We start from the raw sequence: 15,904 nt of genomic DNA on the forward strand, positions 1-15,904 counted from the left end.
AACATTTTAACTTTATTTAAATATATAATTATTAATCAAAAAGATAGCTAGTATAAATTTGTTGCTTAACTTGTACCTTCTTTATTCCTAATTGGCATTATCCTTGTCCTGAAGAACAAGGCTTTGCTGTTTTTTAGATAGAATAGCAAAAGTTTAATTAAGATATAAATTTATATAGAATTCTTTATTAAATTGATTATTTGCTTTTATTAAACAACACCACTTTTTAGGTAATATTTTGGCTAAATTTAACGCTTAAGCATTTCAAGGATTTTCGTGAGAATCAAGTTTTCATCTTGATCAACATTGACCTCATAATGTGCAGCATCATGATATAAAGGTAGTCTTTCAGTTAATACCTTTTCCATTTCATCAAAAATAGACAACCCCGTTAGTGATGGGCGCTGAGCAACATTAGGATCTTTCATTAAACGCGCTGCTAGTGTTGCTGCAGGTGCTGATAAAAAGATAACCGTGCCATTTTGTTTCATAAAATCTCGGTTATGCTCAGCTAATACCATTCCTCCACCAGTTGCAATAACATGATTTGGTTTAGTTATATCAACAAGTACTTGGCTTTCTCTTGCTCTGAATCCTTCCCAACCTTCTTTTTCAACAATTTCAGCTACTGTTTTTTGAGTGGTTTCAAATAAATGCTTGTCAGTATCAACAAAAGAAAACGATAACTTGTCAGCTAACATTTTTCCCATTGTTGTTTTACCCGCAGCTCTAGCACCAACTAAAAAAATTGTTTTATTCATATTGGGTTCTGCCCTTTTAGATTTACAGAATATAGTCACCATGCTAGTGATTCACATTTGTTTTTGCAACATATTTTTACACATTATCTATACAATTGAAAAAATATTTATTTTTTAATCAATTAACTAAAAATTTTTAAATTAAATTTGTAAATTCAAATTTACATTAGTTGTAAATATACTCTATTAGGATCCTAAAATAATCTTGATTAAGTTAATTAGCATAGTTTTTCTAAACCTCGGAAATAAAGCTCTGTGGCAATCGATTGATGTAGTCGCCATTGAATGATGTCAAGCTCTGGATTTACCTTTTTAAACTCTTCATATGTCATAAAATAGCGAATAGTATTACTACCAACACGATCATTGATGCTATTAATGATAAGATTAATTTTTTCGGTTCGAAGCTTTTTTAGCTCTTGCATAGCCGTTACAATAAATTTGGGCACAGGTGCTATACCTTTTTCCCAATCAAGCCATGTATTTGTATCTGTTTTTCCAATATATTCGCTTGCTTCTGACACTTTTATCATAAGAAAACGACGATACGCTTGCAATTCTACGCTAGTCATAAATACTCCTTATTATAATGTTTTTGCTCTATCCACTTAATGTGCTAATTTTTATTAAACTAATTCATTAATGCAGCGAGTTAGTGATCACTAACATAATGATAGAATTATAAAAAACACAGCTAATTCCAATGTCGTTAGATGTGTTTGTCTGTTGAGTAATTATTTTCCGGCTAAAGCATCAATTACAGATTGTTTTGCTCGTTCAGAAAGATCTTTTCCTGTCCAAATTTTAAATTGAGCATTTGCTTGACCAATAAACATTTCACGCCCTGATATCGATTCCCAGCCCGCTTTTTCTGCTTCTTGTCTAAATCGAGTATTGTATGGTGTATAGACAATATCATACGCCAAGCCTTTCCCTTTAAACCAAGCCTGTTCATAAGGCGTCTGATCTTCAAATTTACCTTGCATACCTAATGGGGTAGAATTAATAATAATTTGTGCTTCAACTTGGCTGCGTTCTTCCCAAGCTATTGCTTTTAGATTGAACTCTTTTGCTAATGCTTTGGCTGAGTCGAGCATAATGTCTGTCACAGTAATTTCGGTATAACCAAGGTCTTGCAATCCAACAACAGCAGCACGTGCTGCGCCTCCCGCTCCTAGTAATAAAACTTTTTTATATTCAACAGGTAATTTCTTTTGTTCCAGTGGCTGCATAAAGCCAACAATATCCGTATTATCGCCACAAAGCTTATCGCCATTCCAATAAACTAAATTAGCTGCCCCTGCTTTTTTGACATGCTCAGTTACTTCGTCTAAATAAGGAATAATAGCCTGCTTATGTGGAATAGTGACACATAACCCTCTAATATTTAATAGTCTTACTGATTTAAATAGTGTTGATATTTCTTCAGGTGGCGTAGCAAAAGGCACTAAAACGGCAGGAATACCATAATCTTGAAATGATGTAGTATGAATAAGAGGGCTCATACTATGCCCTAACGGATAACCGATAATGCCGTATATACTATATGGCGTGAACTGGCTCATACAATCTCCTTGAAAATTAGATCTAATAGATAAAAGCGATAATTAATAGTATTAAACCATATTTATCATAAAATTAAACGGTTTTTATATTTATCTAAATTAACCTTAGCCATAATAGTGTTATCACAACAATTATTATTTATTTGTTAATAATTATTTGGATAATGATCTTATTTTTACACTTAAATAAGATAATGCTTGAGAATTTGTGTATAACAGCGTATACTTCGCTACCTCATTATTATGGGTGTAGTGTGAGAGGTTAGACTGCTTCTCAGATAGAACTGCAGCAAACTAAAAGCCTGACGAGGTTAATTCCATTAACATATTACGCCCAGGGCTTAAGCATTGAAATTTCGGAGAATTATTGACATGTCACGAGTATGCCAAGTAACAGGAAAAGGTCCTTTAGTAGGAAATAATCGTTCTCATGCGATGAATGCTACTAAACGTCGTTTTCTACCAAACCTTCAAACTCACCGTTTTTGGATTGAGAGTGAAAAACGTTTTGTAAAATTGCGTGTATCAGCTAAAGGTATGCGTACTATCGATAAAAAGGGTATTGATGCAGTTTTAGCTGAACTTCGTGCCCGTGGTGAAAAGTACTAATAAGGAAACCATATCATGGCTAAAGGTGTACGTGAAAAAATTAGATTAGTTTCTTCTGCTGGTACAGGTCATTTTTATACCACTAGCAAAAATAAAAGAACTATGCCTGAAAAGATGGAGATCAAAAAGTATGATCCCGTTGTTCGTCAGCATGTAATTTATAAAGAAGCTAAAATTAAATAGTTTTAGATAAATAAAAAACCCAGCAAATGCTGGGTTTTTTATTTTATTTTTTTCTATACATAACCATCATAACTATCAATATCTGCCTACCAACTTATTACCCACACTTGCATGTTCGCCTGCCTTTTTTACTGTTTTAAATTAATATAACTTAAGCCCACAATCATACAACTGATAGCAATTAAGATAGTTAGCTATTTAAAAGCACTCCTTGAAAAAATAAAAAAGCGCCAGTTGTTAACGGCGCTTTTGTCAGTAAAAAAATAACTCTATTTCAAATATTGTTGTTCATAGGCTCTTGCTTTTTTGTCATCAAAAACATGTTCCCAGCGAGCTATAACAATTGCAGCTAATGCATTGCCAACCACATTAACAACCGTTCTACCCATATCTAAAATACGCTCTACCCCCATAATATAACCAATCCCTTCAAGGGGAATGCCAACACTGCCAAGTGTTGCGGATAACACAAGGATTGAAGCACCTGGTACTCCTGCTATACCTTTAGAAGCTATCATTAGGGTAATGACAATTATAATTTGATCTAAAATAGTTAAATCAATATGGAATAATTGGGCTAAAAAGATAACTGTAATACTTTGATAAAGCGTTGAGCCATCAAGATTAAATGAATAACCTGTTGGAATAACGAAACTTGTAATCGATTTTGGTGCGCCATATGACTCCATTTTTTCAATAATTTTCGGTAATGCTGTTTCAGAGCTTGCAGTTGAAAATGCGATAACCAGTTCTTCTTTCAATATTTTTAGCAGTGTGAAAATATTAAAACGACAAATTTTACAAACAAGACCAAGCACCACTAATGTAAATATAATCATCGCTGAATAAACAGTTAAAATCAGTTTAAGTAGTGGTAATAAAGATTCAAATCCATATTTGGCAACAGTCACAGTAATGAGAGCGAATACACCAATTGGGGCATAACGCATAATCATGTTAGTAACTTTAAACATAGTGTCAGAGATAACCTTTAAGAAAAATACAAAAGGCTCGCGCTGTTTATCTGGTAACGACATTAGACCTAAGCCGAAAAAGACACAGAAAAAGATAACAGGCAATATAGCTCCATCAGCCATTGCTTTAAAGATATTTGCAGGAATCATATCAAGAATCATGACAATTAAGCCATGAGGTTTTCCACTTAATTCTTCAGCTGCCTTTGCATATTTGCTCACATCTGCTGTTGCAAGTGTTGAAGAGTCAATTCCCGCTCCCGGCGCAAAAATATTTCCCCAACAAAGACCTAATAAGATAGCAATCGTGGTAATAATCTCAAAATAAAGTATTGTTTTTAGGCCTAATGTCCCTAATCGTTTCGAACCACCAATACCAGCAATACCTAAAGTTAATGTACTAAGTATAATAGGCAGGACAATCATTTTAATTAAACGAATAAAAATATCGCCCGCTGGTTGGAAAATGTTGACTATCGAAAATTGATAATAAGAGTGTAAAGGGTGGCTAGGAGTAGAGAGTTCAAATAAATAAGCCCCCACCGCTATCCCTAAAATTAATGCAATCAAAATCTGCCATGCAAGATTAGTTAAGACTTTTTTTATTGAGAAAGACATGCAATTCTATTCCTTTTCACGATATTGGAAAACAAAAAAGGACTAGCAATACCAACTAATCCTTTTTTTGTAATTAAAAAATATTATTCAGATTTTTGAGTAGAATCATCACTATCGTAAGCATCTTGAGATAATTCTGATTCAACTTCATCTTCCGTTTCAGCAATTCGCTGCAGTCCAACAACTTTTTCGTTTTCAGCTGTTCGAATCAGGGTTACACCTTGAGTATTTCGGCCTACAATGCTTACTTCAGATACTCGAGTACGCACTAAAGTACCTGCATCAGTAATCAGCATAATTTGATCTGTTTCCTCAACTTGTACTGCACCAACAACTGCACCATTTCGTTCGCTCACCTTAATAGATATCACTCCTTTAGTTGCGCGTGATTTAGTTGGATATAACTCTTGTTCAGTACGTTTGCCATAACCGTTTTGGGTTGCCGTTAAGATTGCTCCATTTCCTCGAGGAACTATCAGTGATACGACTTTGTCATCGCCCTCTAATTTAATGCCTCGAACGCCCGTCGCCGTTCGCCCCATGCAACGAACTTTATTGGCTGGGAATCGAACAACTTTACCATTTGCAGAGAACAACATAATATCTTCTGTATTAGAGATTTGAGAAACTTCATCATCATTCTCAATCTCATCAACAATGACATCATCATTAAGTTCTTCATCATCAACAGTGTCAGACGTTTCATTGCTCGTTAAATCAACGCCAATTAGCTCGTCATCATCGCGTAAGTTAATCGCAATAATCCCCCCGCTTCGAGGGCGACTAAATTCAATTAATGACGTCTTCTTAACGGTACCTTGCGCTGTTGCCATAAATACGCAATGTTCATCATCAAATTCTCTAACTGGTAGAATTGCGGTAATGCGTTCATTTTCTTCAAGCGGTAATAAATTAATGATTGGGCGCCCTCTCGAACCACGACTAGCTTCAGGTAGCTGGTAAACTTTCATCCAATATAATCGCCCACGGCTAGAGAAGCAAAGGATGGTATCGTGAGTATTAGCAACTAATAATTTTTCAACAAAGTCTTCTTCTTTAATTTTAGTTGCCGATTTACCTTTACCACCACGACGTTGAGCTTCATAATCTGAAAGTGGCTGATATTTGACATAACCTTGGTGCGAAAGCGTAACAACGACATCTTCTTGAGCTATTAAGTCTTCAATATTAATATCTGCACTGCTTGCTGTAATTTCAGTTCGCCTTGCATCTTGGAATTGGTCACGAACACTTTCTAGTTCTTCGCGAATCACTTCCATTAGGCGTTCTGAACTAGCTAAGATGCGCAATAATTCACCAATTTGAACTAATAGATCTTTATATTCATCAAGAATTTTTTCGTGTTCTAGGCCTGTTAAACGATGTAAACGAAGATCTAATATAGCTTGTGCTTGTGCCTCTGATAGGTAATAGTGCCCTTGGCGAATACCAAATTCTGGTGCTAAATCTTCAGGACGAGCAGCATCATTACCCGCCTTTTCAAGCATTGCAGCAACATTACCTAATTGCCAAGCTTGCGCTAATAATTTCGTTTTTGCTTCGCTAGGCGTTGATGCTGCTCGGATAAGCTCAATCACAGGATCAATATTAGCAAGCGCTATCGCTAAACCCTCTAATACATGAGCACGCTCACGAGCTTTACGTAATTCGTATATTGTTCGACGTGTTACTACTTCTCGACGATGAAGGACAAAAGCTTCAATCATGTCACGTAAGTTTAAAAGCTTTGGTTGACCTTTATGTAAAGCAACCATATTGATACCAAACGAAACTTGTAATTGAGTCAACGAGAAAAGATTATTTAATACAACTTCACCAACCGCATCTCGCTTGATTTCAATAACAATACGCATACCATCTTTGTCAGATTCGTCACGTAATGCTGAAATGCCTTCTACTTTTTTATCTTTAACTAATTCTGCAATTTTTTCGATCAGTTTTTTCTTATTAACTTGATATGGGATCTCGTGGACTATAATGGTTTCCCGCCCACTATGATCATCGACTTCAATTGTCGCCTTAGACCGAATATAAATAATACCACGACCAGTACGATAAGCATTTTCAATGCCTTTACGTCCATTAATTAATGCTGCGGTTGGAAAGTCTGGCCCATGAATATACTCCATTAAACCATCAACCGAAATATTTTCATCTTCAATAAAAGCTAGGCAACCATTAATAACTTCAGAGAGATTGTGTGGAGGAATATTTGTTGCCATACCAACAGCAATCCCAGACGCACCATTAACTAATAAATTAGGAATTCGCGTAGGTAACACATCTGGGATCATTTCTGATCCATCGTAGTTAGGTGAAAAATCAACTGTTTCTTTATCTAGATCTGTTAATAACGAGCCTGCAAATTTTTGCATACGAATTTCGGTATAACGCATTGCCGCTGCTGAATCACCATCAACAGAACCGAAGTTTCCTTGACCATCAACCAACATATAACGCAATGAAAATGGCTGAGCCATCCGCACAATTGTATCATAAACAGCTGAATCACCATGTGGGTGGTATTTACCGATAACGTCCCCAACAACACGAGCTGATTTTCGATATGGTTTATTCCACTCATATCCCGCTTCATGCATAGCAAATAAAACACGCCTATGAACAGGCTTTAAGCCATCTCGGACATCAGGTAAAGCACGTCCAACAATAACAGACATTGCATAGTCAAGATAAGAGGATTTTAGTTCATCTTCAATATTAACGGGGGTTATTTCTTTGGCTAATTCGGTCATAACACCATGTTCTCTTATTAATTTAAGTCATCATAACAGGCTATAATATAGCATAAAAACGCTAGTAATGCAGAACTAAACTGTTTTTATTTCAACTTATTCGCTATGAATAAACAATGTATTTTCAATTAATTGGCATAAGCAATTTAAAATCATTGCGTGCATTTCATATGCCATCACTTTGTTGTAAGATGGGACTCTTATTTCAATATCATTTTGCCCAAGCAAACCAATAACTTCGCCTCCATCAAAAGCAGTTAAAGCGACAATTTTCATGTCTTTAATTACTGCCTCTTGAACGGCTCGAATAATGGCTCTGCTATTTCCTTGGCACGTTGCTATAATTAAAACATCACTTTGCTGCCCTAATGCTTGAATTTGGCGGGCATAAATTTCTTCATGGTTGGCAATTGCACTTAATAAAACATTGTCCGATACAAGAGCTATTGCAGGAATGCTTGGTCTTTCGATATTAATACTGGTGATCAAACGCGAAGTAAAGCTTTGTACATTAGCAGCAGATGGGCCATTACCACAGCTCATTATTTTATTGCCATTAAGTAAACTCTCAACAATAATATTTGCTGCTTTTTCAATAGAATAACCAAGTGATTCTGCCATCACAATTTGAGTTTGAATACTTTCAGTAAAATAATTTTTAATTAAATCTTGCACGCTTTCACCCAAAAATTAAAATGCGTTAATAATCCATTTTTGGCTTTTACCTGTAATAGCAAAAACATCAAACCTAAACTCTGTATCTTCAATATTTAAATTTTGCGTTATCATCCATTGCTGAGCAGTTTGCTTTATTTTATTTTGCTTATTTAACGTCACAGTCGTTTCAGCATGGCCAAAATTGGCATTTTTTCTATAACGTACTTCAATAAAAACAAGGCATTTACCATCTAGCATAATTAAATCAAGTTCACCAAAGCGAAATTGGGCATTATAGTCTAGAAGTTTAAGCCCTTGCTTAAGTAGGTATTGACAAGCAATATTTTCATAATACTCACCAATTTGTTTTTTATTCGCTTTTCGAATCAGAGTTAGCTCCGCTATAAATGTATTGCTGCCAAGAGAGTGAGCGAGTCACTTCACATTGATCACTTGTTGATAATTTACCAGTCATACCATCTAGAAAATTGAGTTGATATGAATTGAGTTGATTAAATCGATTGGTAAGCCTCCACGCATCAATCCCCATGGCATATAAACGCATTAACGAATAATCTTTCTGAACATTGCTAGGTATCTTTGTATTCACATTATCCTTTTGAATCATAGGAATTTCAGCATATTCAGTTTTATTCATATCATAATAAAAATCATCAGAAGCATTAGCAACATGGCTTTTTGAGCTTGAATAAATCATGACAGCAGATGAGTTACCAATATTCTTATTAGCGCCCATATCAAGCATTGGTTTTATCAACGTCAATTCATCATATGATGCGTAAATGTAAATAGCATCAAACCCAGCCGATATCATTTCACCTGATGATACTTCATCATTCGAAATAGGGCTTCCCGCAAGGCTAATACCGACATTGTGATTCATATTAGCACTTAGTGTTTTAGCGTTACCAAAATATTGTACGTAAGCTTGTGAACTATTTGCCGACAGTTGTGCCCATTGTGCTGCAAAGCTTTGCGCAACACGCCTTCCCAAATCATTTTGAGGCACTAATACCAGTGGTTTTATTTTATTTTGGGAATAAATATGGTCAGCTGCATCTTTTGCTTCATCTTCTGGAGATAAAGCAAAAAAACACATTTTATTAGCAGAAGTAGTTGTTTTATCAACTTTGTTCAAGGCTAAAACAGGGATAGCAGGCGCTAGCTCTTTTATTTTAGTTACTTCATTTTTTAATAAAGGACCGACAATTAATTCAACATGTTGTTCCTGTGCTTGCTGGATTAAAGCATCCATAGGAGCACTAGTTGTATCGACTACAATTACATTTTGTTGCGGTTCTTGTGGAAAAAACTTTATAGCATCAATGTAACCTTGACGAATAGTTTCACCAAATATACGAGAAGAACCACTTAATGGTAACAATAAAGCAACCTTTTTTCCATTAGCATCAACTGCAAGCGTTTGTTCACCAGTCAATATTGATATAATTTCTTTAGCTGGATGATCAGGGTATTGTATAGCCCAATTATTAATGGCTTGTTTTAATAATTGCTTTTGATTTTGAGATTTTGTAGCAATTGTGTCTGGCGTATCATCATCTTGTGGAGCAGGTACATCATTATTTTGTTGATAAGCATATGCCAAATCAATCCAACCTTGTAATGTAATGTCATCTTCACCCACTAAAACTTTACCGATTTTATCAGCCTTTAACTTACTAAAAAAATTCCATGTACTGTTTAATAGTTGCCTTTTTTCAGTTTCAGATACATATTTTTCTAATTGAAGATAATCATGAGCTTGGGCATTAATATCTTTACTATTTATATCTAAGCCTAATTTTATCATATAATAGCGATATAGCTGTGAGTTATTCAAATCAACAATCGTTAATTGATTAAGGTCAAATGGACGCCTTTTTTTTACAGCAATTTCACCTTGTGATAATAATTTTTCTTCTTTCTGTTCAGCATTAAGATCGGAAGGTAAATTTGATAATAATGTGTTTGCTTGTGTCAATTTATTTTCTTTTATTAGGGCTCGAATAGCTAATAATTGCCAATTAACTTTCACAGAGCCAGAACTATTATCTGCTTGTGATAAATAATAACTAGAATTTTTATTATTATCAAAGCTAAGTGATTGCTTTGATGTTTCAAAAGTACATCCTGCCAAAAATGTAAATAGTGACATAATTAACATAATATAAAAGGAGCGTTTTAAATTCATACCCATTCTCTTGTAAGTTGTTATCCCCAAATTCGTTGTACATGAACGGTCACTTCTTCTCGATCATGATAAAGCTGCTTAGCCTGAATTTGTACATTGATTTTTTTATTATTTAATTCATCGTTTAACAATTGTAAACTTTGTTTTACTTCTTCATAACGCTTTTTCATTGGTAGTTTGAGGTTAAAAATAGCCTCTCTGCACCAGCCATTAATCAGCCATTTGGCTATTAATTCAGTTACCTTGGCTGGTTTTTCAACCATATCACAAACCAACCAGTAAATATTATGCTTTTTAGGCACAAATTTGAAGCCATCTTCACGATAATGTTTAACTTGCCCTGTTTCCATTAGTTTTTCATTCATAGCCCCATTATCAATGGCATAAACCATCATACATCTTTTAACCAACTGATAAGTCCAACCGCCAGGACAAGCACCTAAGTCAACCGCATTCATCCCCCCCTTTAAACGCTCATCCCATTCTTCATAAGGAATAAAAATATGAAAAGCTTCTTCTAATTTTAGTGTAGAACGGCTTGGCGCATCAGTTGGAAATTTTAGTCTAGGAATGCCCATATAAAAAGGCGAATTATTTTGGCTTAGCGAATAACCAACATAACAGCTATTATTATTGATAAAAAATAAGTGAATTACAGGTCTTAATGGATTTTGGACTTTTAATAAAATACGTTTACTGCGCAATGCTTGGCGAAGGGGAACAGTAAATTTTCGGCAAAATCCAGAAAGCACTTTGCCTTCATTTGAATCGGCAACTTCAACACGCAAATCGCCAGCTTTATCGATAAGACCAGCTAATGCATCAATAATAGGAGAAATTCGGTCATTTGTCGGCAAATCTGTTAATAAATCGCCCGATACAAACATTTGTCTTGCAAAAATTAATGTTCGAAAAGCTAAATCTTTTATTATCAATCGTGCATCACCATCTTGATAACATTCAAAGACAACATAGCCACTGCTTTCTCTCACTTTTGCATAGCCGTATATTTCTTTTTTTGCTGCTCTATCGGTAATTTCTGCTGCACACTCTTTTTCAAATCCACAGCGACAATATAAAATAATTTTATTTAGTTTTTGCATATTGTAATTTTTACTCTTTCAACAAAAGCTATAAATAACAGCAATTTTAATCGGATTGAACATTATCGGTATATAAAGGAGCATCTCCCTTTGGGCGAGTTTTAAATCGCCGATGTAACCACATATATTGTTCTGGTGCTTTTAAAATTTCTTGCTCAATGACTTTATTCATAAAAGTAGCAGCACGTACATCATCATCTATTGGATAACCTTCCAGTTCTGAGGTAACGTAAACTGTGTAGTGACCATCTTTTTCACGTTTTGGCGTAAAGGGAATAATTGCAGGCTGACCTAATTTAACTAATATGCGAGTTCCCACCGTTGTTGCCACTTTTTCAACTGAAAATAGTGGTGCAAATACGCTATTTTTAGGACCATAATCGTGGTCAGGCGCATACCACAACAGCTCGCCATTTTTTAGTGCACGAATCATCCCTTTTGTGTTATGACGGTCTAGCATATATTTATTTGACTTGAGCCGACCTTTAAGTTGAACATAATCCATGACCGGATTATCATTGGGTCGATAAACACCTACACCAGGATGGCTCATTCCTAAAATACGAGCACCTAATTCCAAAGTTAAAAAATGAATGCCAATAAGCAAAACACCTTGGCCTGATTGTTGCACTTTTGTAATGTTAAAGTCGCCAACAATAGAAACATATTTCGCAAGCCGTTTATCTGACCAAAACCAAGCCATACCTGTCTCAAAAATAGCCAAGCCAGTCGAAATAAAATTTTCACGCAACATCTGCTCTCGTTCTTGTTGCGATTTTTTTGGAAAACAGAGCTTAAGATTTTGCCTTGCTGTTTCTTTACGTTTTCCGATCAGTCGCATTGAAAGTAAACCTAGTCCTTTACCAATTTGGTAAATAACTGGGTAAGGTAATAAAACAGTTACATATAAAACGCCGATACCAAACCACGTTAACCAATAACGAGGGTGCAGTAACCGTTTAGTAAAAATAGGGCGAATTTCCTGATTTGGGCTCATAGTAAGATCAAATAGCTATTTAAACAGTAGTAGATTATTATATACCATATCTTGAATTGCGAAGCAGAAAATAAAATACTTACATTTAAATAAATATTTCCTTTAATTTTTGTTTTGAGTAAAAATGATAATTTAAAATAAACATTAGGAAATAATTTGATTAATCCCTAATATTTATTTTCTCATTTTTATTTAGCAATAAAACATACACAAAATGTATCTATTTCCTAAAAATTCTTTACCAAGCTTTAAACTGCAACAGGGGCTTTAATCGCTGGGTAAGGATCATAATCCATAATTTCAAAGTCCTCAAAATTATAATCAAAAATTGTTGGAGGTTTACGTTTAATTATTAATTTTGGTAATACTTTTGGCTCACGACTTAATTGTAAATAGGCTTGTTCCATATGATTTGAATAAAGATGTGTATCACCACCGGTCCACACAAAGTCCCCCACTTGTAAGTCACATTGCTGTGCGATCATGTGAACTAACAAAGAATAGCTTGCAATATTAAACGGCAACCCTAAAAATACGTCACAAGAACGCTGGTACAGCTGACAAGAAAGCTTACCATTTGCAACATAAAATTGGAAAAAAGCATGGCACGGTGCTAATGCCATTTTGTCTAATTCACCGACATTCCAAGCAGAAACAATCATACGTCTAGAGTCAGGATCATTTTTAATTTGCTCAATTAACTGCGAAATTTGATCTATTTGACGACCATCATCAGCACCCCATGCTCGCCACTGTTTACCATATACAGGACCTAAATCACCATTTTGATCAGCCCATTCATCCCAAATAGTTACTTTATTGTCTTTTAAATAATTAATATTTGTGTCACCCTTCAAAAACCAAAGTAATTCATGAATAATTGAACGTAAATGGCATTTTTTAGTTGTCACAAGGGGAAAGCCTTCTTGTAAATTAAATCGCATTTGATGACCAAAAATAGATAGCGTTCCTGTACCTGTTCGATCTGACTTAGAGGTACCCTCATCTAAAATTTTTTGCATTAACGCTAAATATTGTTTCATCGTATTTTTGCCTTCTTGTTAAATCTATACGCAAGTAAGATCATTAAAATGCCACCAATAATCATTGGTAAACATAGAATTTGCCCCATACTAAAAATATTTAAAAATAAACCTAATTGCTCATCTGGCTGTCTAAAAAATTCTATAACAAATCTAAATAAACCATAGCAAAGCAAAAACAACCCAGATACAGCCCCCGTTGGTCTTGGTTTTCGAATAAAAATATTTAAGATAATAAACAGCACAACACCTTCAAATAGCATTTCGTAAAGCTGCGATGGATGTCTTGGTAAAATACCATCTAACTGAGAATATAGAGAAAACCATTCTGGATGAGTCTGAACATACATAAAATCAGCATGCGAGGAAGCTGGAAATAGCATACCTATAGGCGAATCAGTTACTCGTCCCCAAAGCTCCCCATTAATAAAATTACCAAACCGCCCAAACATCAGACCAATAGGAACTAGAGGAGCAACAAAATCGCCTACTTGCATAAAACTTTTATTTGTCTTTTTAGCAAAAATAGCAATAACACAAACAGCGCCAATTAAGCCACCATGAAAAGACATACCTCCTTCCCAGACTTTAAATAAAATCACAGGATCTTTAATAAAAGCATCAAGGTTATAGAAGAACACATAACCTAACCGCCCACCAATAAAAAGGCCTAAAAATCCCCAAAATAATAAATTTTCAACTTGCTGTGATGTCCATTGGCTATTCGGTTTATTTGCTCTGCGTTTAGCCAAGTAAAGAGCACCGAGTACCCCAAATAAATACATAGCACCATACCAATGAAGTGATATAGGTCCAATAGAAAAAGCTATCGGATCAAAATTAGGAAATTGTAAATATTGATTCATTTTTTAATACGCTTTTTGTTTTTTCGTTTATGAGCAAAGAAGTTAAAACGTTTCTTTTTTGAAACATTAGTCATCGGGGGTGCAATTTCAGATTGTATAGTAAACACAGGTAAAGAAAATTCCTTCATTGCCTTTCTATAAACATCTCTTTTAAAAGCAATAACCTGACGAATAGGGTACCAATAACTTACCCATCTCCAATCATCAAATTCAGGTGTTGAAGACATATTGAGATTAATTGCTGACACATCAGATATCAATTCTAATAAGAACCACTTCTGCTTTTGACCAATACAAACTGGCTGATTTTCCCAACGGATCATCCTTTTGGGTAGTTTGTATCGCAACCAACCATTAGTAACAGATAAAATCTTCACATCTTTTGACGATAAACCAACTTCTTCATTTAATTCACGAAACATTGCCTGTTCAGGCGTTTCGTTTATTTTTATTCCGCCCTGAGGAAACTGCCAAGAATTTTGCCCATATCGACGAGCCCAAAGTACTTGACCATACCTGTTGCAAATAACTATTCCTACATTTGGACGGTAGCCATCATTATCGATCACTGACTACCTCAAAAAAATTATTTTTAATACCTAAATTGTTTCATACATGTGGCAATAAATAAATAAAAAAATGAATTAATCATGTAAATATATCTTTATATAAACTATATAATAGTTCATAAAAAGTTTGCTCAACAAAATAAGCAACCACATATTCCAACATTAATTAATGATAATTACAATAACAGTAGCCTACAACCAGCCGTGATAAGAAAATACTCATATTAGAATATATCATCATGGTATTAATAATTATTTGGCACTTTCATCTTGTATTGAAAAAGTGGATAACTCAACAAAGTTACCTAATTTACCAACCCGCAAACTACTAGCTAGGATGTCGGTCAGCATAAAACTACAGTTTTATGCTGACCGACATTAAGCCAAACTTAGTAACCACTGCCATCATTAAAATTTTTTCATCTCAATTAGGGAAAAACCTTTTATAACCAGTTGATGAACTAACAATAAACGTACTCTAAGTAAAGAGCTATTAGTATAATAACTGTCTTTTAATATTTGATATTTTTCATGCACCGAAAATTGTGTCACAACATTAAACGGTTTATTAAAGGCAATTAGTGAACTCATTTTATCATCTTCAATACGTTATTCTTCGGACTATCCGCTCTAGATATTATTATACAAATAAGCGCTCCATTAAATAAAATACCAAACGTAAAAAAGCCCAGCATCACTGCTGGGCTTCACTAAATTTAAAAGTCTGGCGGCACCCTACTCTCACATGGGTAATACCCACACTACCATCGGCACTACGGCGTTTCACTTCTGAGTTCGGCATGGGGTCAGGTGGGACCACCGCGCTATTACCGCCAGACATATCCTGTCTTCTCTTCTCTCAATTACTGTGTATTATCTCATATCCACTGCAATTGCTCAATCCGGAACAAACTGCTCTCTCATTTATTAAACAATTTAAAGTCAATCTCTATACAATCATCAACTTCAATCA

General features: G+C 34.8%; 16 protein-coding genes and 1 rRNA gene. 2 read left to right on the forward strand and 15 right to left on the reverse strand.

Going from position 1 to position 15,904, the window contains the following annotated elements:
- Positions 1–248: 248 nt before the first annotated feature.
- The 3 genes from aroL to aroE form a co-directional block, all read right to left on the reverse strand.
- On the reverse strand, positions 249–761 hold the full coding sequence (gene aroL / locus A9G45_RS12550) for a shikimate kinase AroL (protein WP_065568318.1): 513 nt from the start codon (positions 759–761) through the stop codon (positions 249–251).
- Positions 762–979: 218 nt separating this feature from the next.
- A complete protein-coding gene (locus tag A9G45_RS12555; RefSeq protein WP_065568317.1) occupies positions 980–1,333 on the reverse strand; it encodes an Aca2/YdiL-like domain-containing protein in 354 nt (117 codons plus the stop codon).
- A gap of 162 nt (positions 1,334–1,495) precedes the next feature.
- Positions 1,496–2,326, reverse strand: a complete 831-nt coding sequence (gene aroE, locus A9G45_RS12560) for a shikimate dehydrogenase (RefSeq protein WP_065568316.1) — start codon at positions 2,324–2,326, stop codon at positions 1,496–1,498.
- Positions 2,327–2,698: 372 nt separating this feature from the next.
- Between aroE and rpmB the strand changes: the two genes are divergently transcribed.
- A complete protein-coding gene (gene rpmB, locus A9G45_RS12565; protein ID WP_034884345.1) occupies positions 2,699–2,935 on the forward strand; it encodes a 50S ribosomal protein L28 in 237 nt (78 codons plus the stop codon).
- 15 nt (positions 2,936–2,950) lie between these two features.
- The gene (gene rpmG / locus A9G45_RS12570) at positions 2,951–3,118 is read left to right on the forward strand and encodes a 50S ribosomal protein L33 (RefSeq protein WP_025314526.1); all 168 of its coding nucleotides are present in this window, start codon (positions 2,951–2,953) and stop codon (positions 3,116–3,118) included.
- 269 nt (positions 3,119–3,387) lie between these two features.
- Here rpmG and gltP read toward each other — a convergent pair whose 3' ends face one another.
- The 12 genes from gltP to rrf form a co-directional block, all read right to left on the reverse strand.
- Positions 3,388–4,698 (reverse strand): glutamate/aspartate:proton symporter GltP, encoded by a 1,311-nt coding sequence (gene gltP / locus A9G45_RS12575; RefSeq protein WP_065568337.1) that lies wholly within the window; start codon positions 4,696–4,698, stop codon positions 3,388–3,390.
- A 95-nt stretch (positions 4,699–4,793) separates the two neighbouring features.
- Positions 4,794–7,484, reverse strand: a complete 2,691-nt coding sequence (gyrA, locus tag A9G45_RS12580) for a DNA topoisomerase (ATP-hydrolyzing) subunit A (RefSeq protein ID WP_065568315.1) — start codon at positions 7,482–7,484, stop codon at positions 4,794–4,796.
- Positions 7,485–7,580: 96 nt separating this feature from the next.
- The gene (locus A9G45_RS12585; RefSeq protein ID WP_065568336.1) at positions 7,581–8,159 is read right to left on the reverse strand and encodes an SIS domain-containing protein; all 579 of its coding nucleotides are present in this window, start codon (positions 8,157–8,159) and stop codon (positions 7,581–7,583) included.
- Positions 8,160–8,174: 15 nt separating this feature from the next.
- Positions 8,175–8,546, reverse strand: coding sequence for a YraN family protein (locus A9G45_RS12590; RefSeq protein ID WP_218057133.1), 372 nt, complete (start codon positions 8,544–8,546; stop codon positions 8,175–8,177).
- On the reverse strand, positions 8,512–10,353 hold the full coding sequence (locus tag A9G45_RS12595) for a penicillin-binding protein activator (protein ID WP_065568313.1): 1,842 nt from the start codon (positions 10,351–10,353) through the stop codon (positions 8,512–8,514). The genes A9G45_RS12590 and A9G45_RS12595 overlap by 35 nt, the downstream gene beginning before the upstream one ends.
- 20 nt (positions 10,354–10,373) lie before the next feature.
- Positions 10,374–11,456 carry a 23S rRNA (cytidine(2498)-2'-O)-methyltransferase RlmM gene (gene rlmM / locus A9G45_RS12600; protein WP_065568312.1) on the reverse strand — a complete coding sequence of 361 codons (1,083 nt, stop codon included), beginning with the start codon at positions 11,454–11,456 and terminating at the stop codon, positions 10,374–10,376.
- 46 nt (positions 11,457–11,502) lie between these two features.
- Positions 11,503–12,453 (reverse strand): LpxL/LpxP family Kdo(2)-lipid IV(A) lauroyl/palmitoleoyl acyltransferase, encoded by a 951-nt coding sequence (lpxL, locus tag A9G45_RS12605; RefSeq protein WP_065568311.1) that lies wholly within the window; start codon positions 12,451–12,453, stop codon positions 11,503–11,505.
- Positions 12,454–12,701: 248 nt separating this feature from the next.
- The gene (thyA, locus tag A9G45_RS12610) at positions 12,702–13,496 is read right to left on the reverse strand and encodes a thymidylate synthase (RefSeq protein WP_065568310.1); all 795 of its coding nucleotides are present in this window, start codon (positions 13,494–13,496) and stop codon (positions 12,702–12,704) included.
- A complete protein-coding gene (lgt, locus tag A9G45_RS12615; RefSeq protein ID WP_065568309.1) occupies positions 13,493–14,362 on the reverse strand; it encodes a prolipoprotein diacylglyceryl transferase in 870 nt (289 codons plus the stop codon). The genes thyA and lgt overlap by 4 nt, the downstream gene beginning before the upstream one ends.
- A complete protein-coding gene (gene rppH / locus A9G45_RS12620; protein ID WP_065568308.1) occupies positions 14,359–14,931 on the reverse strand; it encodes an RNA pyrophosphohydrolase in 573 nt (190 codons plus the stop codon). The genes lgt and rppH overlap by 4 nt, the downstream gene beginning before the upstream one ends.
- A 408-nt stretch (positions 14,932–15,339) precedes the next feature.
- Positions 15,340–15,522, reverse strand: coding sequence for a hypothetical protein (locus tag A9G45_RS14195; RefSeq protein WP_141673688.1), 183 nt, complete (start codon positions 15,520–15,522; stop codon positions 15,340–15,342).
- Positions 15,523–15,653: 131 nt separating this feature from the next.
- Positions 15,654–15,769: ribosomal RNA gene (gene rrf / locus A9G45_RS12625) — 5S ribosomal RNA — on the reverse strand.
- Between the last annotated feature and the right edge of the window lie 135 nt (positions 15,770–15,904).

Origin of the sequence: Gilliamella sp. HK2 (genome assembly GCF_001690265.1) — a bacterium.
Taxonomy (GTDB): Bacteria; Pseudomonadota; Gammaproteobacteria; order Enterobacterales; family Orbaceae; genus Gilliamella; species Gilliamella apicola_C.